The sequence below is a fragment of the Plantibacter sp. CFBP 8798 genome, from assembly GCF_014841195.1.
Lineage (GTDB): Bacteria > Actinomycetota > Actinomycetes > Actinomycetales > Microbacteriaceae > Plantibacter > Plantibacter auratus.
Genome location: NZ_JACYTS010000003.1, coordinates 722,575 through 743,618, shown reverse-complemented (window position 1 = coordinate 743,618; position 21,044 = coordinate 722,575). Strand labels below are relative to the sequence as shown.

At 70.0% G+C, this 21,044-nt stretch carries 20 protein-coding genes; 13 read left to right on the top strand and 7 right to left on the bottom strand.

The window, feature by feature from the left end; translation table 11 throughout:
* The first annotated feature begins 134 nt into the window (after positions 1–134).
* The 4 genes from IFU30_RS16050 to IFU30_RS16035 are packed head-to-tail and all read left to right on the top strand — an operon-like array spanning position 135 to position 4,997.
* Positions 135–1,169: a sugar ABC transporter substrate-binding protein gene (locus IFU30_RS16050; RefSeq protein WP_192006021.1), complete on the top strand. Its 1,035-nt coding sequence runs from the start codon at positions 135–137 to the stop codon at positions 1,167–1,169.
* Entirely contained in the window at positions 1,166–2,884 is a 1,719-nt protein-coding gene (locus tag IFU30_RS16045; protein ID WP_192006019.1) for a sugar ABC transporter ATP-binding protein, read from the top strand. The genes IFU30_RS16050 and IFU30_RS16045 overlap by 4 nt, the downstream gene beginning before the upstream one ends.
* Positions 2,881–3,909 carry an ABC transporter permease gene (locus IFU30_RS16040; RefSeq protein ID WP_192006017.1) on the top strand — a complete coding sequence of 343 codons (1,029 nt, stop codon included), beginning with the start codon at positions 2,881–2,883 and terminating at the stop codon, positions 3,907–3,909. The genes IFU30_RS16045 and IFU30_RS16040 overlap by 4 nt, the downstream gene beginning before the upstream one ends.
* Positions 3,906–4,997, top strand: a complete 1,092-nt coding sequence (locus tag IFU30_RS16035) for an ABC transporter permease (protein WP_192006015.1) — start codon at positions 3,906–3,908, stop codon at positions 4,995–4,997. The genes IFU30_RS16040 and IFU30_RS16035 overlap by 4 nt, the downstream gene beginning before the upstream one ends.
* Positions 4,998–5,172: 175 nt before the next feature.
* Here the strand turns inward: IFU30_RS16035 and IFU30_RS16030 are convergent, their stop codons facing one another.
* Positions 5,173–7,164, bottom strand: coding sequence for an aldo/keto reductase (locus IFU30_RS16030; RefSeq protein ID WP_192006013.1), 1,992 nt, complete (start codon positions 7,162–7,164; stop codon positions 5,173–5,175).
* A 96-nt stretch (positions 7,165–7,260) separates the two neighbouring features.
* Here IFU30_RS16030 and IFU30_RS16025 point away from each other — a divergent pair, with 96 nt between their 5' ends.
* The 3 genes from IFU30_RS16025 to msrA all read left to right on the top strand — a co-directional run bounded on the left by IFU30_RS16025 (position 7,261) and on the right by msrA (position 9,796).
* Complete coding sequence (locus IFU30_RS16025; protein WP_079706597.1) at positions 7,261–8,367, top strand: LacI family DNA-binding transcriptional regulator; 1,107 nt, start codon at positions 7,261–7,263, stop codon at positions 8,365–8,367.
* 82 nt (positions 8,368–8,449) lie between these two features.
* On the top strand, positions 8,450–9,097 hold the full coding sequence (locus IFU30_RS16020; protein ID WP_192006011.1) for an MOSC domain-containing protein: 648 nt from the start codon (positions 8,450–8,452) through the stop codon (positions 9,095–9,097).
* A gap of 150 nt (positions 9,098–9,247) precedes the next feature.
* Entirely contained in the window at positions 9,248–9,796 is a 549-nt protein-coding gene (gene msrA, locus IFU30_RS16015; RefSeq protein ID WP_079706599.1) for a peptide-methionine (S)-S-oxide reductase MsrA, read from the top strand.
* Positions 9,797–9,857: 61 nt separating this feature from the next.
* On the opposite strand, the gene IFU30_RS16010 is transcribed toward msrA, so the two are convergent.
* Positions 9,858–10,067, bottom strand: coding sequence for a hypothetical protein (locus IFU30_RS16010; protein WP_124767435.1), 210 nt, complete (start codon positions 10,065–10,067; stop codon positions 9,858–9,860).
* A gap of 220 nt (positions 10,068–10,287) precedes the next feature.
* Here IFU30_RS16010 and IFU30_RS16005 point away from each other — a divergent pair, with 220 nt between their 5' ends.
* The 6 genes from IFU30_RS16005 (at position 10,288) to IFU30_RS15980 (ending at position 15,931) form a co-directional block, all read left to right on the top strand.
* The gene (locus IFU30_RS16005) at positions 10,288–10,509 is read left to right on the top strand and encodes a hypothetical protein (protein ID WP_079706600.1); all 222 of its coding nucleotides are present in this window, start codon (positions 10,288–10,290) and stop codon (positions 10,507–10,509) included.
* A gap of 99 nt (positions 10,510–10,608) precedes the next feature.
* Positions 10,609–11,304: an LON peptidase substrate-binding domain-containing protein gene (locus IFU30_RS16000; RefSeq protein ID WP_249404842.1), complete on the top strand. Its 696-nt coding sequence runs from the start codon at positions 10,609–10,611 to the stop codon at positions 11,302–11,304.
* A 255-nt stretch (positions 11,305–11,559) separates the two neighbouring features.
* Positions 11,560–12,513 carry a sugar phosphate isomerase/epimerase family protein gene (locus tag IFU30_RS15995; RefSeq protein ID WP_192006009.1) on the top strand — a complete coding sequence of 318 codons (954 nt, stop codon included), beginning with the start codon at positions 11,560–11,562 and terminating at the stop codon, positions 12,511–12,513.
* A gap of 27 nt (positions 12,514–12,540) precedes the next feature.
* Positions 12,541–13,494, top strand: a complete 954-nt coding sequence (locus tag IFU30_RS15990; protein ID WP_192006007.1) for a 3-hydroxyacyl-CoA dehydrogenase family protein — start codon at positions 12,541–12,543, stop codon at positions 13,492–13,494.
* A gap of 75 nt (positions 13,495–13,569) precedes the next feature.
* Complete coding sequence (locus tag IFU30_RS15985; RefSeq protein ID WP_192006005.1) at positions 13,570–14,343, top strand: SDR family NAD(P)-dependent oxidoreductase; 774 nt, start codon at positions 13,570–13,572, stop codon at positions 14,341–14,343.
* 214 nt (positions 14,344–14,557) lie between these two features.
* Positions 14,558–15,931, top strand: coding sequence for an MFS transporter (locus tag IFU30_RS15980; protein WP_240044097.1), 1,374 nt, complete (start codon positions 14,558–14,560; stop codon positions 15,929–15,931).
* A gap of 154 nt (positions 15,932–16,085) precedes the next feature.
* Here IFU30_RS15980 and IFU30_RS15975 read toward each other — a convergent pair whose 3' ends face one another.
* The 5 genes from IFU30_RS15975 to IFU30_RS15955 all read right to left on the bottom strand — a co-directional run bounded on the left by IFU30_RS15975 (position 16,086) and on the right by IFU30_RS15955 (position 21,025).
* Positions 16,086–16,799: a GntR family transcriptional regulator gene (locus tag IFU30_RS15975; protein WP_244175592.1), complete on the bottom strand. Its 714-nt coding sequence runs from the start codon at positions 16,797–16,799 to the stop codon at positions 16,086–16,088.
* Between the two features lie 102 nt (positions 16,800–16,901).
* Complete coding sequence (locus tag IFU30_RS15970) at positions 16,902–17,678, bottom strand: triose-phosphate isomerase family protein (protein WP_342450881.1); 777 nt, start codon at positions 17,676–17,678, stop codon at positions 16,902–16,904.
* Positions 17,679–17,704: 26 nt separating this feature from the next.
* Positions 17,705–18,166 carry a ribose-5-phosphate isomerase gene (locus tag IFU30_RS15965; RefSeq protein WP_192006001.1) on the bottom strand — a complete coding sequence of 154 codons (462 nt, stop codon included), beginning with the start codon at positions 18,164–18,166 and terminating at the stop codon, positions 17,705–17,707.
* 77 nt (positions 18,167–18,243) lie between these two features.
* Entirely contained in the window at positions 18,244–19,974 is a 1,731-nt protein-coding gene (locus IFU30_RS15960) for a dihydroxyacetone kinase family protein (protein WP_192006000.1), read from the bottom strand.
* A gap of 286 nt (positions 19,975–20,260) precedes the next feature.
* Positions 20,261–21,025, bottom strand: coding sequence for a GNAT family N-acetyltransferase (locus tag IFU30_RS15955; protein WP_192005999.1), 765 nt, complete (start codon positions 21,023–21,025; stop codon positions 20,261–20,263).
* Positions 21,026–21,044: the final 19 nt, after the last annotated feature.

The following is a 21,044-nucleotide window of genomic DNA, read 5'->3' as shown; positions in this document are numbered from 1 at the left end:
GCGGCCCGTCCGATCACTCCCTACTGTTGCTGCAACCCGACGTCCCGGTGCGCCCCGACCGCTCCGACAGCGGATGTCGGCACGCTCCACCACCCCCTGCACCGTCCCGCACCCCACCGTCATCTGGAGTCCCCATGCGTCGTCGATCGCGCCTCGCGCTGTCTCTTGTCACCCTGGCCGTCGTGGCCGGCCTCGCCACCGGCTGTTCCCTCAAGCAGTCCTCGTCCAGCGAGTCGACGAGCGGCGCCGCTGCCAGCTCGGCCGCCTCAGACGTGGACGTCCCCTCGCTCAAGGGCAAGACCGTCGGCGTCGCCGCCAAGGACGTCGTCCGCGACTTCGGCCGCCTCACCTACCAGGGTGTGCAGGACCGCCTGGAGGAGCTCGGCGCCAAGGTCGTCGCCACCCAGGCCGACGCACAGGACGACAAGCACCTGGCCAACGTCGAGAACCTCGTCTCACAGAAGGTCGACGCGATCGTCGTCATCCTCGGCGACGCGACCACGCTCGCCCCGGCGCTGCAGCAGGCGAAGGACGCCGACATCCCGGTCTTCACGATCGACCACGCCAGCGAGAACTCGGTGAACAACATCGGTTCCGACAACTGGCAGATCGGCTCCACCCTCGCCCGGACCCTCGCCGAGGACATCGGCGGGAAGGGCAAGGTGCTCGTCTTCAACGGCTTCTACGACGTCACCCCCTGCCAGATCCGCTACGACGAGTTCAAGCTCGTGCTGAAGAACTACCCGAACATCGAGATCATCGAGCCCGAGCTGCAGGACATCTACGAGGGCACCATCGAGGACGCCAAGCAGAAGACGAACGACGCGCTCACCCGCTACCCCAAGGGCGAGATCTCGGCCGTGTGGTCGTGCTGGGACCTCCCGGCGATCGGTGCCTCGCAGGCCATCGACGCGGCGGGCCGCAACGAGATCAAGGTCTACGGCGTCGACGCCGAGCCCGGAGCGCTCGACCTCATCCAGGACCCCGACTCGGTGTACCAGTTCACGGTCGCGCAGCAACCGACCCTGTTCGGGACGACGAGCGCGAACAACGTCGCCCTGTACCTCGGGGGCAAGCAGGACGAGGTGCCGCTGAGCACCTACCTCGACGCCGTGTTCATCGACAAGGCGAACGTCGCCGACGAGCGCAAGCGACTCGGCCTGGAATGACGCACGACACCTCGATCGACGGTCAGGCCGCCCAGCGCTCGCTGGGCGGTCGGCCCGGTGCCGCCACGGCCGAAGCCTCGGCTCCCGCCGTGAGTATGCGTGGCATCGCGAAGGACTTCGGCGGCGTCCGGGTGCTGGACGACGTCGACCTCGAGGTGCACCCCGGCGAGGTCGTCGCGCTCGTCGGCGAGAACGGCGCGGGCAAGTCGACGCTCATCAAGATCCTCACCGGCCTCTACACGGCGAGCGAGGGCACCATCGAGATCGACGGTGAACCGGTCGTCATCCGCAACCCGGGCGACGCCGAACGCCTCGGTGTCCGCGTAATCCACCAGGACCGCCACCTGGCCGGTCGGCTCACGGTCGCGGAGCAGCTGTTCCTCGGCTCGCGCTCCGCGTTCCTCACCGGCCGGCAGCTCGACCGGCGCGCCGAGCGGGAGCTGCTCGACCTCGTCGGGCTGGACGTGCCGGGCAAGACCCTCGTCGACGAGCTGAGCGTCGCCGAGCAGCAACTCCTGCAGCTCGCGATCGCGACGATCACGCGCCCGCGGGTCCTCGTGCTCGACGAACCCACCGCACCGCTCGCCGCCGGCGACGTCGAGCGGCTGTTCCGCACCGTCCGGACCCTGCAGAGCCAGGGCGTCGCCGTCATCTACATCTCCCACTACCTGCAGGAGGTACGCGACATCGCGTCCCGCGTCGTGGTCCTCCGCAACGGTGAACGCGTCGGTGCGCTCGACCTCGCCGATCCCGACGCGACCCTCGACGCCATCGTCCAGCTCATGGTGGGGCGGAGCGTCGAGGAGTTCGGCGACCGCGAACGGATCGTCGCCGACGCCGTCGCCGAACCGGTCCTCGCGATCGACGGCCTGACGGTCGCGGAACGGCTGCACAGCGTCTCGATCGCCGTCCGTCCGGGCGAGATCGTGGGCGTCACGGGGCTCGTCGGATCGGGCCTCGAGGAACTGGCCGACGCAGTCACCGGGCTCCGGGCGCACGGCGGAACCGTGCGGGTCGGCCAGGCGACGATCCGCTCGCCGCGCGCCTTCGTCCGGGCGGGTGGGGCGTACGTCCCGGCCAACCGCCACCGCGACGGCATCCTGAACCGTCAGTCCGTCCGCGAGAACCTCACGCTCGCCGCGCTCGACCGCATCACCGGGCTCGGCGGGATACTGCGTGGCCGACGCGAGCGGGAGATCGCCGCCGACCTCGTCACGAGGCTCGACGTCCGGCCCGCGAACGACACCGCGGTGGCCGGGAGCCTCTCCGGCGGCAACCAGCAGAAGGTCGTGCTCGGTCGATGGCTCGCGGCCGGGTCGACCGTGTTCGTGCTCGACCAGCCGACCTCCGGCGTCGACATCGGGTCGCGTCAACAGATCTACGCGGAGATCGACGCGCTCGTCGCGCAGGGCGCCGGCGTCCTGCTCGTGAGCGTCGACCTCGAGGAACTGATCGGCCTCGCCGACCGCGTCCTCGTGCTGTACCGCGGGACGATCCGGACCGAGCTGCGGCGATCGCAGGCGACCGCCGACACGATCCTCGCCTGGTCGACGGGCGCCGCCGAGGTCGCGTCAACGCCGCCGGCCCCCTCGGTCCCGCCGGTCCCTGAGCTTGTCGAAGGGCCCACGTCGTCGACGCAGGCTGATCCCCCGAGGTCTGCCCCGTCGGCAGACCCTGGAGGCGGCACACTGCCCACCCGAGGAGTCTCCGCATGACCGCCCTCTCCGCTCCACCCGTCGCGCCCGGCCAGGCGCCGTCGGCCGCAGCCGAGTCCGCGACCAAACGTCGTCGCCCGGTCTCCCGGTTGGGACTCATCGGCTACGCGATCGTCGTCATCGAGGTCGTCGTCTTCGCGGTCGCCTCGCCCGGCTTCCTCGACCCGGCCAACCTCGCGACGATCCTCACCCAGTCGGCGGTCTACGCGATCGCGGCCTTCGGACTGTCCATCGTCGTCGTCACGGGCGGTGAGGACGTCGTCCGCGGCGGCATCGACCTCTCGATCGGCGCCGTCCTCGGCTTCTCCGGCGCCCTCGTCGCGGTGCTCCTGCAGGCCGAGCTCGGTCTGCCGCTCGCGCTGCTCATCGGACTCGGAGCCACGGCGGTCATCGGGCTCGTGAACGGTCTCGTCGTCGTCGCCGGGATCCGCCCGCTCCTCGTCACCCTCGCGATGATGAGCATCGTCACGAGCCTCACCATCGTCATCACGAACAACGTGAAGGTGCCGGTCTCCGACGCCGGGCTGGTCTGGTTGCGGAGTGGACACGTCGTCGGTGTCCCTGCGGCGGTCGTCGTGCTGCTCCTCGTCTTCGCGGTCGCCGCCTTCGCCACCGGGCGCACCAGCTGGGGCGTGAAGAACGCCGCGGTGGGGCAGAATCCGACGGCCGCCCGGGTGGCCGGGATCAATGTCAACCGCCACATCGTCGTCAGCTACGTCCTCGCGGCGGTCCTCGCCGGGATCGCGGGCGTCCTCATGACCAGTCGGTTGTCCGCTGCCCTGCCGGGGATCGGCGAGCAGTCGCTCATCGACATCCTCCTCGCGACGTTCCTGTCCATCGCGTTCTCCCGTCGGCTCGTCGTCACGATCACGGGGACCCTGTTCAGTGCCGTGTTCGTCGCGATCCTCACCAACGGCTTCAGTCAGCTCGGCGTCCCGAGCCAGTGGATCGGCATCACCAAGGGTGTGCTGATCCTGCTGGTCCTCGCGGTCGCCGCGATCCGCGAACGGAGCGTCAAGCGATGAGTGTCGACACGCGCACGCAGTCCTCCGCCACCACCGGCGTCTCCGTCCCGAAGGCCGGGTCGGCTGGAACGAGAGGCGGCGATGACCAGCGTCCCGGCGGCCCGCTCTCGAGGCTGACGGTCCGTGGCCTCGGTGCCGCGGTGCCGCAGGCGCTCGCCCCCGCCGTGCTGGCCGTGCTGCTCATCGTGTTCGCGGTGCTGTCGCCGTCGTTCCTGACCGCCGACAACCTGCTCGGGGTGCTCAACCAGAACGCGCTCCTCCTGCTCGCGGCCGTCGCGATGACGGTCGTCGTCCGCGCAGGCGGCATCGACCTCTCGATCGGTGTCGCCATCGACCTCGCGGCGCTCACCGCGTCGGCGCTCCTGGCCGACGACTACGTGGCCTGGGTGGCGATCGTCGGTGGTCTGGTCGTCGGCCTGCTCGTCGGGGCCGTGAACGCGTTCCTCATCGTGGTGCTGCGCATCCGACCGTTCCTCGCGACGCTCAGCGTCTGGTTCATCGGTGGTGGCGTGCAGCAGGTCGCGACCGACGGTGGGTCACCCGTCTACCTGTCGCGCAGCAGTGTGCCGGACGAGTTCGCGTGGCTGGGCGCTGGAACCGTGCTCGGTGTCGCCGCGCCGATCGTCGTCGCCGTGCTCGTGCTGATCATCGTCTGGGCTGCGCTCGAACGGAGTCGCTGGGGTCGGGTGCTGACCGCGGCGGGTGAGCAGCCGACGGCGACCCGGATCTCCGGTCGGCTGGCGGGGACGTCGATGGCGACGGCGTTCATCTTCGCTGCCGGGATCGCGGCCATCGCCGGGCTGATCCTGGCCTCGCGGAGCCAGGGTTTCGTCGCGAACAGCGGGCAGCTCTACGTGCTGGACTCCATCGGTGCGGTGTTCATCGGGACGACGCTGAGTCGGACGGGGCGGCCGAACCTCTTCGGGACGCTCGTCGGCGTGCTCATCTTCGCGCTGCTGACGAACGGGATGAACCTCATCGGGCTGTCCTTCTACTGGCAGGGTCTCGCCCGCGGTGTCGTGCTCATCCTGATCCTGCTGCTCGGTGTCCTCCTGGCGCGCGACCGCGTCCGCAAACCCCTCACGTGACGTCCATCCGAGTCTGGTGGTGCGGTTGCGCCAGCGCGGTGCGCTGACGCGAGGAGGAGTGACTCGGCGCGAGCGCAGCCCACACGCGTGAGCGCGGGTCTCTGGAGACCCGCGCTCACGCCCATGCCCCGCGGCGACGTCAGCGCACCGCGCTGGCGTCACCCGAGGGAACGGATCAGACCCGGAGGTCGAGCCAGGCGACCTGCTCCGGGGTCAGCTTCAGGGAGAGGGCGTCGGTCGACGAACGGGTCTCCTCGATGGACCGCGGCCCGATGAGGGCGAAGGTCGGGAAGTCCTGCGCCAGGACGTACGCCAGGGCGATCGCCGTCGGCGCGACCCCCAGCTCCGAGCCGAGCTGACGCGCACGGGCCAGCCGCTCGAAGTTGTCGTCGCTGTAGTAGCAGCGCACGAGGTCCGGGTCCGACAGGTCCTCGGGCTCGGCACGCCCGGTGAAGAAGCCGCGCGCTTGCGACGACCACGGCAGCAGCGGCGTCTTCGTCTCCTCGAGCCACGCGCGGCTCGTCGGATCCGTCACCTCCACGCAACCGGCCCACGGCACGTCGAGTGCGCGAGCGAGCCCGAAGTGGTTGCTCAGCGCCGCGAACCCCCGCTTCCCGTTGGCCGCCGCATAGGCGTTCGCCTCCTCGAACCGGTCGATCGTCCAGTTGGAGCCACCGAACGCACGGATGCGACCGGCGTCGGCGTGCTCGTTCAGCACGTCGACGAACTCGCCCACCGGCACCTCGACGTTGTCGCGGTGCATGAGGTACAGGTCGAGGTGGTCGGTGCTGAGACGGTCGAGGCTCTCGAACAGCTGACGCGAGATCGACTCCGGGTCGCAGTACGGCGTGTGCGCACCCTTGCCGATCACCACGACGTCGTCGCGGAGACCCCGGTTGGCGAGCCAGCGTCCGAGCAGCTGCTCCTGGAGCCCGTCGCCGTACAGCCAGGCCGTGTCGAAGGCGTTGCCGCCGCGCTCGAAGAAGTCGTCGAACATCGCCGACGCGTGCGACAGGGTCTGCTGGTTGTCGACGCCCATGACGAGGCGCGAGATGTCGTGGTCGATGCCCGCGATGCGACCGGTCGGCATCGGGAGCTCGGCGCGCACGGCGAGCGGCCGACCGGAACCGGTCGGGATGTCGGTGTCGATCGACTCGAACGGGTACTCGAGGCCGATCGCCTCACGCCACCGGTCGAGGGTCGCGAGGTTGCCGAGCGAGTCCGCCCAACGCATCTGCGGCGCCTGGCCCGCGTCGGCGAACGTCGCGACCGCATCGGCCTGGATCGCGTACTGCGGCGCTCCGGGGATGTGGATCGACTCGGTGCCCGAGATGGTGCGGACCTCGATCGTCGAACCGTCCTCGACCGACGGCAGCCACGGGTCGGACACGATGAGCTGGCCCGTCGAGCCCGTTACGACGACGCGGTTGTCGTCCTGCACGCGCACGCCGCTCGTGACGTGCGCCGTGATGCCCGACGGGAAGACGAGCGAGGCGCTGGCCCACTCGTCGACGCCGGTGGAACCGATGGTGCCGTTCCCGGTGACCTCCGTCGGGTCGGCGAACGGTGCACCCACGGCGGCACCGGCGATGAGCCGCGAGATGGAGACGGGGTAGCCGCCGACGTCGAGGATGCCGCCGCCCGCCAGCTCCGGGTTCATGAGTCGGTGGTCGGCGGGCAGATCTGCGGCGAATGCGAACGACGCTTCGATGTGCTGGACGTCGCCGATGGCACCCGACGACACGAGCTCGACGAGCTTCGCGGTCTGCGGGTGGAAGCGGTACATGAACGCCTCGGCGAGGTACACGCCGGCACGGCGGGCGGCCTCGATCGCGAGCATCGCGCCCGCCCGGTTCACCGAGAGCGGCTTCTCGCTGACGATGTGCTTGCCGGCCTCGGCCGCTTCGATCACCAGCCGGACGTGCTCCGTGTGCGGGGTCGCGATGTACACCGCGTCGACCTCGGGGTCGGCCAGCAACTCGGCGACCGAGCCGTACCCGCGGACGGGAGCCGTGCCGTCGCCGAAGCGCTCGCCGAACTCTTCGGCACGCGACGCGTCACGACTGGCGACGGCGGTGAGTCGACCGGTGCGACTGGCGTGCAGCTCGGTCGCGAACCGTTCGGCGATCGTTCCTGGGCCGATGATTCCCCAAGCGACGTGTTCCATATGGTGGTGCTCCTCAACGTTGATCGGCGGTGCGATGGTCTGTGGTGAACGTCACCGTGAACGTTCACGGTGTGAGCGTATCAGTACGATGTGACCATGACCAGGCCCCGCGACGATCACGCTCCGGCGCGAGCGACGATCATCGACGTCGCCCGGGTCGCCGGTGTCTCGCGCCAGACCGTGACCCGCGCACTCAACGGGATGCGCGACGTCAGCGACGCCACCAGGCAACGGGTCGTCGAGGTCGCGGCTTCGCTCAACTACCGTCCGAACCGCGCCGCGCAGCACCTGGTGAGCGGCCGGACCACGACGCTCGGACTGGTCGTCGACGACCTGCGGAACCCCTACTACCCGGAGCTCGCGGCCGCCCTCGTGCAGCAGGCGGCAGAGCGCGGATGGACCGTGTTGGTCGCCGAGGTCGGGGGAGCGGCGAACGCATCGGGCGACCGACCCGCCGCCGCGGATCGCGGACCGGACCTCCCCGACGCGGAACGTGCGCAGCTCGCCGAACTCGCGCGGCAGGTCGATGCGGTCGTCGGGCGCAACGGCGCCGACCACGGAGCACTCCAGGGCGCCTTCGCCACCATCCCGTTCGTCTCCCTCGGCGACCATCGGTCAGACGAGTCCGAGGCAGGGTCGAACCCGTCCGGCGCCGAGCCGACGCTGCAGGTGGCGGGCGTCGACATCGACTTCGAGGACGGCATCCGACAGGCGCTCGCACACTTCGTCGCGACCGGGCGCCGGTCCATCGCGATGATCGACGCCTCGGCGGAACCGTCCGGACGACGTCTCGCGTACCGCGCGTTCCTCGAGGAGCACGGCTTGCCGTGGTCCGAGGCGTCGGAGACCTGGGCGGAGGACACCCACCAGGGCGGGGTCTCGGCCGCCCTGCGGTGCCGCGCCGCGATGCCCGACGTCGATGCCGTGCTCGTCTTCAACGACGTCATGGCCGTCGGCGTGCTCAAGGGACTCGCCCGTGCCGGGGTCGGCGTGCCGGAGGACGTCGCCGTCATCGGCATCGACGGACTCGACCTCGGTCGCTTCGTCACCCCTGAGCTCACGAGCGTGGCCGTCGACAAGGGTGACATCGCACGGCACAGTCTCGAACTGCTCGACGGCATGATGTCCGGCACGCTCCCGCTCTCGGGGCCGTCCGTCCGACGCTCGGTCGGTGTCTCACTAGTCATCCGCGAGTCCGCCTGACCCGCTCCGCCTGGGCCACTCCACCCGAGCCGCACCGGCCCCGTCGTCCGGACGGGCGCGAAGGACACGGCAGACTGGTCCCATGTCTGAACTCCTCGCCCTCTGTCGCGTCGAAGCCCTCCAGGTGGACGACGGGTCGATCGGTGTCACCGCGATCGACAAGCGCCCGGTCGACGAGCCACTGCACGTGCGGCCGATGGGGCTGTACGGCGACGTGCAGGCCGATCGCAAACACCACGGCGGTGTGACGAAGGCGCTCTACGCCTACGCCGAGGAGGACGCGCGGTTCTGGGAGGGTGAGCTCGGTCGGGAGATCACGCCGGGGCTGTTCGGCGAGAACCTCCGCACGCAGGGGCTCGACGTGAACGGTGCCGAGATCGGTGAACGCTGGCGGATCGGCGACACCCTCGTCGTCGAGGTGACCTGCCCGCGCACCCCGTGCGGCACCTTCCAGCGGCGCCTGGGCGAGCCGCGGTGGGTGAAGCGCTTCGCCGACGCCGCGCGGCCCGGTGCCTACCTCAAGGTGGTCAAGAGCGGGACGGTGCAGGCGGGCGACCCGATCGAGATCGTCCGACAGCCCGGCCATGGCGTGACCATCGCCTCCTGGTTCGCCGCGGCGGACGAGGCGCAGGCCGTCACCCTCGAGCAGTCGGAGCAGTCCGGCGCCGTGGTGCTGGCGCCCGAGATCCACGAGTCGATCAAGCAGCTCCGCCGCAAGCGGACCGTCTGAGCCCTGCCGTCGCGTCCGCACACCTGTGCGACCGCTGAGTGCAAGCCCCGGCCGGAACAGTCCGGAAGCGGACGCTGTTGCATACCATGGAGCCGAAGACCGGAGCACGCGGGGACCCCGCACGGTGCTCGGCACGAAGGAGGAGTCACGATGAGTGCAGCAGACGAGCAGAGTACGACGACCGAGCGCGCGGTGCTGGCCGGCGGATGCTTCTGGGGCATGGAAGACCTCGTCCGGAAGATGCCGGGCGTGAAGTCGACCCGCGTGGGCTACAGCGGTGGCGACGTCGCCAACGCCACCTACCGCAACCACGGCACCCACGCGGAGGCCCTCGAGGTCGTCTTCGACCCGAGCAAGCTGTCCTTCCGCGAGCTCCTGGAGTTCTTCTTCCAGATCCACGACCCGTCGACGAAGAACCGCCAGGGCAACGACGTCGGCCTGAGCTACCGCTCGGCGATCTTCTACACCTCGCCCGAGCAGGAGCGCGTCGCCCGTGACACGATCGCCGACGTCGACGCCTCAGGGCTCTGGCCCGGCAAGGTCGTCACCGAGGTCGAGCCGGTGTCCGAGTTCTGGGAGGCCGAGCCGGAGCACCAGGACTACCTGGAGCGCATCCCGTGGGGCTACACCTGCCACTTCGTGCGCCCGGGCTGGAAGCTCCCGCGCCGCGCCGAGGTCGCGGAGCAGGCCACCGCGTAAGCACGTCCACAGCGCCCGGCACCTCGGTGTCGGGCGCTGTGCTGTGCGTGGACCGGCGGGCTCAGACGCCGTCGGCGCGCGAGGAGTTGACGGCGTCGGAGGCCAGTCGTGGCGCGAACCGCGGGTCGAACTGCAGCGGTGGATCGTCGGGTGATGCCAGTGACGGTTTCCCGAGGCGGACCCACTCGAGGTACTGGAGGTAGGGGTCGGACCCGGCGTCGACCGGCGCATCGACGATGCGCTTGCGTCCCCACGGCCACTTCCACCCCACGATCAGCATCCTACGGACGGTTCCTGAAGATCCGCGGACCATCGCGCCACGATCTCGCAACGATGGCGTCGAGGCGTGCTCGTTTCGTCTGATGGATACGGAGTTGTCCATCGGCCGTCGGTGCTGTCATGATGAAGCACGGCGGAGATAGCTAGACAATCGAGATACTTCGAAGGGTTGTCCGGACCCGGTCACTGCACCTGCCGAGAGAGGTCGTTCCATGGGCTCCGCCGGCAGCGAGACGTCTGAACTCCGCCGAGCCTGGGTGGAGCAGCTCACGGCCGACCGCTTCGGCGTCTTCGTGGGGGATCGGCGAATCGGGTTCATCGATGTGGACTGGCCGCTGCACGTCGCCCTCCGCGGGGCCGACTACGAGACGGCGGTCGAAATCGATCGGGCGATCCGGTTCGACCAGGCGCTGCGAGCGGTCCTCGGCGACTGAGTCGCCTCCGGTGTCCGGCGACTATGATCGCAGCACGGTTCGGGTGGACGGTTCGCCGGGCGGCACCCGGTGGGACCTGCGAGACGGAGGGAGAGTGACATGACCGACTCCTTCAGTGCCGAGCCCTGGGCGTCCGGCCTCCCGGTCCTCGAGTTGCCGATGTTCCCGCTCGGCTCTGTGCTGTTCCCGCACATGCCGCTCGCCCTGCGGCTCTTCGAGGAGCGCTACCTGACCATGCTCGCCCACCTGCTCGAGGCCGAGGACCCGGCGTTCGGCGTGGTGCTCATCGAGCGCGGGCGCGAGACGGGAGGCGGTGAGCACCGCTTCCGGACGGGGACCGTGGCGGAGATCGTCGAGGTCGACGGCGGCGAGGGCTTCGTGGCGGTGATCGCCGAGGGCGGTCAGCGCTTCGAGGTGACCGACTGGCTGCCGGACGACCCGTACCCACGCGCCGAGATCCGCACGCTCGACGACCTGGAGTGGGACGAGCGCTGGGAGCAGCTGCGGGACGAGACCGAGGCGGCGGTGCGGCGTTCGCTGGCCGTGGCCAGCGAGTTCAGCGAGCAGCAGTGGGCCTCGGTCGTGGAGCTCGCCGACGACCCGCTGGAGTCGTCGTGGCAGCTCGCGGGCATCGCCCCGGTGAGCGAGATCGATCAGATGCGATTCCTCTCGGCCGGTTCGCTGGAAGAGCTGTTGGTTGGTGTGCGCGATCGCGCCACCGAGGCCGGCGAAGCGTTCATCGCGGGCGGCATCGCCGACGCGGACGACGAGGACTGGGGCATCCTCGGCGGCTGAGCCCCGACGTCCCACCTCGACAGGCTCGGTGACCGGCAGTGCTCGGTCACCGGGTGCGCTCGGACACCGGAAGCCCGCCTCCCGCTCCGCTGGTCGCCGAGCCTCGGCCCCTCCGCCGGTCGCCGAGCCTCCCCCGGTCGCTGAGCCTGTCGAAGTGCCCTTGCGCATTCGTGGAAACACTTTACTATTTCCTATAGGATCTTTTTTTGACCGGGAGCACCAGCCCCGAGCAGTCCCTGAGCGCAATGGAGCATCATGACGGATACGACCGCGACCGCGTCGACCCCCCGATGGACCGCCGACACCTGGCCCATCGCCACCTGCCTGCACGGCATCCCACCCGTCGACCGCAACGGCGTCTCCCTGCACGACGCGGAACCTGAAGCCTGGGACGACCTCTTCGCGCAGGTCGCCGGCGTCGGGTTCACCCTCGCCGAACTGCCCGACAGCCACGTCCGGCCCGCCGACCTCGAACCGTCCCGTCGCGACGAGTTCCTCGCCATCGCGAAGTCGCACGGCGTCGGCGTCCCGTCCGTCCACCTGCAGCGCCAGAGCGTGATCATGCCGGGCCACGAGGAGCGCAACCTCGAGTACGCGCACCGCACGATCGACGCCGCCGCCGAGTGGGGGATGCAGGTCTTCTCCACCGGCCTGCACCAGCCCTTCAGCGAGGCCCAGCGCAAGGCGCTCTGGTTCTGGACCGCCCAGGGCCCGAAGGACCCCGACGACCCCGAGGTCTGGAACGCCGCCGTCAGCCGCATCCGCGAGCTCGGCAAGCACGCGGCCGACGTCGGGCTGCCACTCGCCCTCGAACTCTACGAGGACACCTACCTCGGCACCGCCGACAGCGCGGTGCGGTTCGTGGAGGAGGTCGGGCTCGACAACGTCGGTCTGAACCCCGACGTCGCGAACCTCATCCGCCTGCACCGCCCGGTGGAGGACTGGCGCGAGCTGTTCGCCAAGACCCTGCCGTACGCCAACTACATGCACGTGAAGAACTACACCCGCGACGAGGCGGCCGACGGCAGCTGGGCGACGTCCGTACCCTCCACCATGGAGGCCGGGCTCATCAACTACCGCCAGGTCTTCCGCGACGCCGTCGAGCTCGGCTTCAACGGCATCATCCTGGCCGAGCACTACGGCGGCGACAGCCTCGGCATGTGCTCCACCAACCAGAAGTACATCAGGACCCTGCTGCCGCAGGCCTGATCCAGACGACCACAGGAGAGCTTCATCATGACCACACACACCATCGCCGTCGTCGGATCGGGGTACATGGGCGGCGGCATCGCCCAAGTGCTCGCGCTGTCCGGCGCCACCGTCCGCATCGCCGACATCTCCGAGGAGATCGCGCGCAAGAACTACGACCGCCTCATCGCCGAGGCCGAGCAGTTCGTCGCCGACGGACTCTTCCCCGCCGACGCCGTGGAGCGGATCCGCGCCAACGTCGCGCCCGCCGCGTCCATCGAGGAGGCCGTCACCGGAGCCGACTTCATCGAGGAGGCCGTCCCCGAGAAGATCGAGATCAAGCACGAGACCCTCCGTCGCATCAGTGCCGCCGCCTCGCCCGACGCCATCATCGGCTCGAACACCTCGACCATCCTCATCGGTTCGCTCGCCGAGGCCGTCACCAACCCGGAGCGGTTCCTCGGCGTCCACTTCTCGAACCCGGCCCCGTTCATCCCCGGCGTCGAACTCATCCCGCACGAGACCACCGCCGATGCGGCGATCGCCACCGTCGAGGAGATCGTCGCAGCGACCGGCAAGGAGACCGCCCGCGTCAAGGACGCGACGGGCTTCGTGCTCAACCGCCTGCAGTACGCGCTGTTCCACGAGGCGACGCAGCTCGTCGAGGAGGGCGTCGCGACGCCCGAGGACATCGACACGATCGTCCGCACCACCTTCGGCTTCCGGCTCCCCGTCTTCGGTCCCTTCGCGATCGCCGACATGGCCGGACTCGACGTGTACTCGTTCTGCTACGCCTCGCTCCAGACCCGGTGGCCCGAGCGGTTCGCCACGCCGGACTCCCTCAAGGAGCTCGTCGACGCCGGCAAGTTCGGCACCAAGTCGGGTGCCGGCTACCTCGACGTCCCGGCCGACCGCACGCCCGAGCTGATCGCCTACCGCAACAAGGCCTACGTCGCGATCAAGCAGCTCATGGACGAGCTCGGCCCCGCGCCCATCAACTGAGCGCGGCGCCGACCGAGCGCACCGTCCGGCTCGATCGGACACCGACTTCACCACTCCCACGCAGAAAGGCCGGCCATGACCGCCACCAGCTTCCCCGAATCCAAGACCGTCGTCCTCACCGGTGCAGCCTCCCCGCGCGGCATCGGTCGCGCCTCCGCCCACCACCTCGCCGAACTCGGCTGGAACATCGGGATCATCGACCTCGACGAGGCTGCGGCGCAGGCGGTCGCCGCCGAGATCGCGGAGCAGCACGGGGTGCAGGCGGCCGGCGCCGGCGCGAACGTCGCCGACGAGGCGCAGGTGCGTGCCGCGTTCGACGCACTCGAGACCGCCCTCCCACAGCTCGTCGCCCTCGTGAACCTCGCGGGCGTCGCCTCACCGGTGCCCTACCTCGAGGTGAGCGCCGACGAGTGGAAGCGCGTCATCGACATCAACCTCAACGGCGTCCACTACACGACCCGCCGTGCGGTGGAGTCGATGGTCGCGAACGGTGTCGGTCGGGTCGTCAGCCTGTCATCCGTCTCCGCCCAGCGCGGCGGCGGCACCTTCAGCAAGACGGCCTACTCGGCGGCGAAGGCCGGCGTGATCGGCTTCACCCGCAGCGTCGCCCGTGAGCTCGGCCACGACGGCATCACGGTCAACGCCATCTCGCCCGGACCGATCGACACCGACATCATGGGCGGCACCCTCACCGAGGAGCGCAAGACGGCCATGGCCGCCGACGGCGTCCTGCCCCGCATCGGCACCCCACGCGACATCGCCGCCGCCATCGCCTACCTCATCAGTGAGGACGCCGGCTTCGTCACCGGTCAGACGCTGAACGTCGACGGCGGCCTCTACATGCACTGATCCACCACACGCACCACGAGCGAACGGAGCAGCACCATGCAGCACCTCAACGGTCAGTGGACCAAATCCCGGTTGATCTTCCTCGGTCTCGGCGTCGTCTTCGTCGGCATCGGCCTCTGGATGATCATCCCCTCGATGGTCTCCTGACCACCGCCAGCAGCAGCAGTAGCACCAGCAGCACCCACCCGCACCAGTCATCTCAAAGGAGAGTGTCTTGTCCACACCCAATCCGCCGGCGATCGGATCGACCAACGATCCGGCGCTGAAGTCGGCGATCCGCAAGGCGTCGAAGCACCTGATGCCGATGCTCGTCATCCTGTACTTCGTCGCGTTCCTCGACCGCACGAACGTCGGCTTCGCCGAGGAGGCGCTCAGCGTCGACCGCGGCATCTCGAACGGTGCCTTCGCCCTCGGCGCCGGCATCTTCTTCATCGGCTACGCGATCTTCGAGATCCCGAGCAACCTGCTGCTGAAGAAGTTCGGCGCCCGGTTCTGGCTCGCCCGCATCGCGGTGACCTGGGGCATCGTCGCCGCCCTGTTCGCCTTCACGACGAACGACACGATGTTCATCGTCCTGCGGTTCCTGCTCGGCGTGACCGAGGCCGGGCTCTTCCCCGGCGTCATCATGTTCCTGTCGGAGTGGTTCCCGAACAAGGTCCGTGTCCAGATGTTCTCGATCTTCTACCTGGCGCAGCCGTTCTCACAGATGCTCGGCGCCCCGCTGAGTGGTGGCCTCATCAGCTTCGGCGACGCCCTGACCCCGTGGCACGGCTGGCAGGTGATGTTCTTCGCCGAGGGCATGCTCGCGGTCCTAGCCGGCTTCGCAGCGCTCTACTTCCTCACCAACTCGCCACAACAGGCGAAATGGCTGGACCAACAGGAGAAGGACTCGCTGACGGCCGCGATGGAACGCGAGGACACTGTGCGGCAGTCGGACGGCCCGACCGGTATCGCGAAGGCGATGACGAGTTGGAAGGTGTGGTACTTCACCATCATCTACTTCTGCCTCCAGATCGCGGTGTACGGCACGACGTTCTACCTGCCGCAGCAGGTCTCGAACCTCATCGGTCAGGACGTCGGCTGGCAGGTCGGCCTCGTGGCGGCCATCCCGTGGCTCGTCGGCCTCTTCGCCTGCTACTACGTGGGACGGAACGCGAACACCGTCGTCCGTCGGCGCACCTGGGGCACGTGGTTCTACATCTCGACCGGCGTCTTCATCCTGGCCTCGGCCTGGGCGGGCGCGAACAACCAGCCCATCCTCGGCATCCTGTTCATCACGATCGCCGTGGCGAGCTTCCTCTCGGTCGGGCCGATCACGTGGGCCTACCCGACGGCGTTCCTCACCGGAACGGCTGCAGCGGCGGGCATCGGCCTCATCAACTCGCTCGGTAACCTCGGCGGCTTCGTGGCACCGATCATGCGCACCGGGATCAACGAGAGCGTGCCGACCGACAGCGGCGTGTGGGGCGTGGTCTCGCTCGGGGTGTTCGCCTTCCTCGCGGCCGCCATGCTCTACTGCACCCGGTTCTTCCGTGGGGCGAAGGCGGACGAGCTGCTCGAGACGACGGCGAACCGCACGGCGCACTAATCTCACCGCAACACCCGGACGGGGTCGATCGCTCAGGCGGTCGGCCCCGTTCTGCCCTTCGACAGGCTCAGGGACCGGTTTGGGGCGGCTCAGGGACCGGAGGAGGGGGCTCGGGGACCGGCGGACTCGGTCCCTGAGTCTGTCGAAGGGCGGCTCAGTGCTCGGCGTCGCTGCGGGCGCGGGTGCGCACGAGCTCGATGTGCGAGCGCATGGCTGCCGCGGCGGTCTCGGGGCCGTCGGAGAACGCGTCGAGGATGGCTCGGTGTTCGACGACCGCCTGGTCGGCGTCGGTGACGCCCGTCTCGACCGTCTGGCGCATGCGGTGCACGCGGGTGGAGATGCCCTCGGACATGTCGAGGAGGAACGGGTTGCGGGTGCCCTCGAAGATGAGGTGGTGGAAGTTCCAGTCGACCGCGAAGTACTCGCGGAGGAGTGCCACGGGGATCTCGCCGGCCGACGCCGCGGCGCGCACCCTGGCGGTCATCTCGACGTGCTGAGCGAGGGCGACCTCGAGGGCCGGGACGAGCTCGTCGGCGTGGGCGGCGGCCAGCGCGGTGGCGCCGCTCTCGAGCACGATGCGGGCGTCGAACAGCGACTCGAGCTGGTCGTCGGCGAGCGGCGGTGCCACCCGGTAGCCCTTGTGGGTGACCCGGGTGACGAGCCCGGTGCGCTCCAGCTGGACGAGTGCCTCGCGGACCGGCGTCGGCGAGACGTCGAGGTCGCGGGCGATCGCGTCGATCGACAGGCGGGCACCCGGTTCGATACCGGAGCTCAGGAGCATGTCGAGCACCAGCTCGTAGACGCGGTCGCGCAGACCGCGGCGTTCGAGCGAGGAGGAGGCGCCGAGCGGGAAGACGGCATCAACCACGGCAGCCTCCGAAGGGTGTGCTCGAGGCGTCGTCACGGAGGGGAACCTCCGGTCGAGCGGCCGCGATGATCGTCGAGGACCAGTTTACGGGGCCTCCAGGCGTCATCGCGGCAGGTCGGAGCCCGCGCGGTCGAGGTCGGCCACCTCGTCGAGCACCAGCGAGAGGGCTGCCGGATCGTGGGCGAAGCGGCCGAGGAAGACCCCGTCGACCGCGTCGCCGATCGTGGTCAGCAGGCCGGGTCCGGCGCTCCCGCCGTAGATGACGGCCGAGGAGGTGTCGATGTGCCCGGCCGCGGCGAGCGCGTCGAGGTGGCCGCGCAGCCGGAGGCACACCGTGCGGATGTGGGCTGGACTCGCGGCCTCGGTGGCGCCGATGGCCCAGTGTGGTTCGTAGGCGACGATGACGCGGCCCACGATCCCGGCGGCGACCGCCCCTGCCAGGGCGTCGTCGAGCTGTGCGACGCACTCCGCGGCCGCCACCTCGGCGTCTCCGTGCTCCGCCTCGCCGATGCACAGCACCGGCGCGAGACCGTTGCGGAGCGCGGCGGTCGTCTTCGCGCGGACGACATCGGGCGTCTCACCGAACAGTCGGCGCCGCTCCGCGTGCCCGACCTCGACGACCTCGCAGCCGACCTCGTGGAGCTCGGCGCCGCTCACCTCGCCGGTGAAGGGCCCGGTGTCCTCGGTCGCGAGGTCCTGAGCGCCCACGGACGCGACGCCGCGGAGCCGCTCGACCGCGCCGATCACCGAGAGGTATCCGGGGATGACGAACAGCTCCGCCGCGCCGGATCGGAGTGCGTGGTGCTCGGCCGACACCCCCGCGACGACCGAGCACCAGTCGAGCGTCTGCGCGTGCCCGAAGTACATCTTCAGGCTCACGCCGACGAGTCTGGGACGTCCTGACATCAGGACGCTTCGTACGCGCTGATCTCCTGCACCTTGTCGTTCGACGCGCTCGAGGCGTCGAACTCGTAGGTGAGCCACTCGCGCACGTTGCGGCGGGCGAGTTCGATGCCGACGACCCGCTGGCCCATGCAGAGCACTTGGGCGTCGTTCGAGAGCACCCCGCGTTCGACGGAGAAGCCGTCGTGCGCGGTGACGGCTCGGATGCCCTGGACCTTGTTGGCCGCGATCGCGACGCCGAGGCCCGTGCCGCAGATGAGCAGCGCGCGGTCGGCCTCGCCGCGGGCGACGATCTCGGCCGCGGTCACCGCGACGGTCGGGTAGTTGGTGTGGCCGTCGGCGTCGACCCCGACATCGACCACGGAGACGACCAGGTCGCTCGCCTCGAGGTCGCGCTTGAGGATCTCCTTGTAGTCGTAACCGGCGTCATCGGAGCCGATGACGATTCGCCAGGTGCGGGTCATGGTGTGCCTTTCGTTGCTGGAGCGGGTGGCCCTTCGACAAGCTCAGGGACCGGGGTGTCGCTTCGGGGGATCGGGCGTCAGCGCTCGGCGAGCAGGGTACCGACACGCTCGACGATGAGGGCGAGGGAGACGGCTCCCGGGTCCTCGACGCCGACGGCCTTCGAGCCGTGCGAGCGGGCGCGACCCATGCCGGGCATGAGACCGGCCGTGTCGTGTGCCGCGGTGGTGGCCGCTGCCGCCGCCGTGGTCCACGCGGTGGAGAGGTCCTCGCCGGCGGCGACGCGTTCTGCGAGGGTGTCGGCGAACGGGACCAGGGCGTCGACGAGCGTCTTGTCGCCGACGGAGGCCTTGCCGTAGCGCATGACGGCGTCCTTCGCTGCGGTCACACCCTCGCTCACGGCGGTGGCGGTCGGGCGCTCGGCGTCGCCGAGGCGCTCGCCGAGGGTGCGGAGCATGACGCCCCACAGAGCGCCCGAGGTGCCACCGGCGCGGTCGGACCAGGCGTCGCCCGAGCGGTCGAGCAGCGTCGCGACGCCGGCACCGGCCTCACGCAGGCGCTCGGCCTCGGCGGCGGCAGCGGTCGCCCCGCGGTCCATGCCGATGCCGTGGTCGCCGTCGCCGACGATGGCGTCGAGGCGTCCCAGCTCGTCAGCGTGCTCCGCGAGGAGCTCCTGGATCGCGGAGATCGCGTCGGCCACGACGGCTGCCGACTCCTGCGACTCGGGCGAGGCGTCCGGCACGACGAAGGCGACGTCCTCGGTGTCGTCGGCGGCGACGGTCTCGAGTGCACCGGAGTCGACGGCGCCCGTGCGGAACGCGGGCGTGTCCGCAGCGGCACTCCACAGTCGCTCCAGCTCCTCGTCCACCCAGAGCAGGGTGAGTGAAACGCCGGCCATGTCGAAGCTCGTGCAGAACTCACCGACCTGCGGATCGACGAGGGTGATCCCGGCCTCCTCCAGTAGGGAGGCGACGCGGTCGTAGACGACGAACAACTCCTCCGACTTCACGGAGCCGAGGCCGTTGAGGATCGGGACGACGCGTGCGCCGTTCGGCGTGACGCCGTCCGGGATCTCGGCCTCATTCAGGAGGTGGTGCACGAACAACTCCGCCAACCCGTCGGCGGAGGGGATGTCGGTCTCGTCGATACCGGGCTCGCCGTGGATGCCGAGCCCGACGGCCATCCGCCCCTCCGGCACGGAGAACAACGGCTCGTCGGCACCGGGCAGCGTGCACCCGGAGAACGCGACGCCCATCGAACGGGTCCGGGCGTTGGCGAGGATCGCCACGCGCTCGACGTCGTCGATGGAGTACCCACCCGATGCCGCACCGCCAGCGACCTTGAAGACAGTGAGGTCGCCCGCGATCCCGCGCCGCTTCTCGAGTTCGGTGGGCGGGGCGCTGAAGATGTCGTCGGTCACGGTGACCGTGCGGCAGTCGATGCCGTCGGCCTTCACGGCGTCCTGCGCCGCGGTGAAGTGCAGGACGTCACCGGCGTAATTGCCGTAGCTGAGGAGGACGCCCCGTCCCTGCTCGCTCGCGCGGACGACGCTCTCCACCTGGTGTGCGGACGGCGACGCGAAGAGGTTGCCCATGGCCGCACCGTGGGCGAGTCCCGGTCCGACGAGGCCGGCGAAGGCGGGGTAGTGCCCGGAGCCGCCACCGATCACGAGGGCGACCTCCGGTTCCGCGGACCTGGTGGAGCGCGACACCCCGCCGGAGACCTTGCGTACCCAGCGTCCGTTGGCGCGGACGAAGCCGTCCACCATCTCGTCCGCGAAGTCGGCCGGTCGGTTCCAGAGCCTGGTCATCTGCATCTCCTCGTCATCGAGTCCGTCGATCCGGCGCAAGCCGGCACATCGCAATAATCCTATAGGATATTGGAACCGACCGGAACCCTGGACTGCTCACAACTCAGGACGCTACGGGCGGGTCGGCGCCCTCGGGCGGCAGCCGGAGGCGACGCGCCGGGGGCACCTGAGTTGTGGACGTGTGACACGAGCGACGCACGTCGCCGGCGTCCCGACGGCTGAACCTGCCGAGGCTGGAGTGGGGGAGACTCAGCCCCGGCAGGTTCGGCGATCGGGACGCCGGCCATCAGGGGCGCGTGACGGTGGACCCCGTGTGCGTGGCTTCGACGCGTTCTGCACGACGCGCGGCGAGGAGCGAGGGCGTGATCGCGAAGGTGATGCTCGACGACCGGCGCGGCGCGGTCGCCCGCAGGAAGCCGAGCCGCTCGGCGAGGGCGATGGACCTGGTGTTCTCCGGCTCGATGACGGCTGTCACGGTCTTCGCCCCGAGCTCGCGGAAGGCCAGGTCGATCATCGCCTCGGAGGCCTCGCTCGCGAGACCGCGTCCGCCGACGGCGGGGTCGAGGACCCATCCGATCTCGACCGAGCGCTCGGCGGGGTGGACCTCCCGGAGATGCAGGGAGACATCGCCGACGAGCCGCCCGTCGTGCTCCACGGCCAGGGCGAGGAAGTCGCCCGACTGCCAGAGGCGGTGGTGCCCGACGCGGTGCCGCAGGTGCTCACGGGACGCCTCGCGGTCGCGGACCGGCCACGGCAGGTGCTCGACGACCGCCGGTGTGGACTGGATGCGGTACCAGGCCTCGGCGTCCTCCAACCGGTGGCGACGCAGGACGAGACGGTCGGTGCTGATCGGGTGCGCGTCGACGGGAGCCTCGATCCGCGGCCCGCGGAGGAATCGAGGACGTGAGACACCTGCCGGGAACAGGGGACGCAGAGCACGGGCCGCGGCGGCGAGGCCGCTCCGGATCCGGTCCGCAGGCTCGGCCGTCGCTCCGGCCGTCCGACGACGGCGGGGGGCGAACGACGTGCCCAGGGGCTCTGCTCGGGTCATGCCCTCCACGGTAGGCACC

What these genes read in the sequence shown, in the direction of transcription:
- IFU30_RS16050 (WP_192006021.1), top strand. Translation starts at nt 135, where the DNA reads ATGCGTCGTCGATCGCGCCTCGCGCTGTCTCTTGTCACCCTGGCCGTC.
- IFU30_RS16045 (WP_192006019.1), top strand. Translation starts at nt 1,166, where the DNA reads ATGACGCACGACACCTCGATCGACGGTCAGGCCGCCCAGCGCTCGCTG.
- IFU30_RS16040 (WP_192006017.1), top strand. Translation starts at nt 2,881, where the DNA reads ATGACCGCCCTCTCCGCTCCACCCGTCGCGCCCGGCCAGGCGCCGTCG.
- IFU30_RS16035 (WP_192006015.1), top strand. Translation starts at nt 3,906, where the DNA reads ATGAGTGTCGACACGCGCACGCAGTCCTCCGCCACCACCGGCGTCTCC.
- IFU30_RS16030 (WP_192006013.1), bottom strand. Translation starts at nt 7,164, where the DNA reads ATGGAACACGTCGCTTGGGGAATCATCGGCCCAGGAACGATCGCCGAA.
- IFU30_RS16025 (WP_079706597.1), top strand. Translation starts at nt 7,261, where the DNA reads ATGACCAGGCCCCGCGACGATCACGCTCCGGCGCGAGCGACGATCATC.
- IFU30_RS16020 (WP_192006011.1), top strand. Translation starts at nt 8,450, where the DNA reads ATGTCTGAACTCCTCGCCCTCTGTCGCGTCGAAGCCCTCCAGGTGGAC.
- msrA (WP_079706599.1), top strand. Translation starts at nt 9,248, where the DNA reads ATGAGTGCAGCAGACGAGCAGAGTACGACGACCGAGCGCGCGGTGCTG.
- IFU30_RS16005 (WP_079706600.1), top strand. Translation starts at nt 10,288, where the DNA reads ATGGGCTCCGCCGGCAGCGAGACGTCTGAACTCCGCCGAGCCTGGGTG.
- IFU30_RS16000 (WP_249404842.1), top strand. Translation starts at nt 10,609, where the DNA reads ATGACCGACTCCTTCAGTGCCGAGCCCTGGGCGTCCGGCCTCCCGGTC.
- IFU30_RS15995 (WP_192006009.1), top strand. Translation starts at nt 11,560, where the DNA reads ATGACGGATACGACCGCGACCGCGTCGACCCCCCGATGGACCGCCGAC.
- IFU30_RS15990 (WP_192006007.1), top strand. Translation starts at nt 12,541, where the DNA reads ATGACCACACACACCATCGCCGTCGTCGGATCGGGGTACATGGGCGGC.
- IFU30_RS15985 (WP_192006005.1), top strand. Translation starts at nt 13,570, where the DNA reads ATGACCGCCACCAGCTTCCCCGAATCCAAGACCGTCGTCCTCACCGGT.
- IFU30_RS15965 (WP_192006001.1), bottom strand. Translation starts at nt 18,166, where the DNA reads ATGACCCGCACCTGGCGAATCGTCATCGGCTCCGATGACGCCGGTTAC.
- IFU30_RS15960 (WP_192006000.1), bottom strand. Translation starts at nt 19,974, where the DNA reads ATGACCAGGCTCTGGAACCGACCGGCCGACTTCGCGGACGAGATGGTG.
- IFU30_RS15955 (WP_192005999.1), bottom strand. Translation starts at nt 21,025, where the DNA reads ATGACCCGAGCAGAGCCCCTGGGCACGTCGTTCGCCCCCCGCCGTCGT.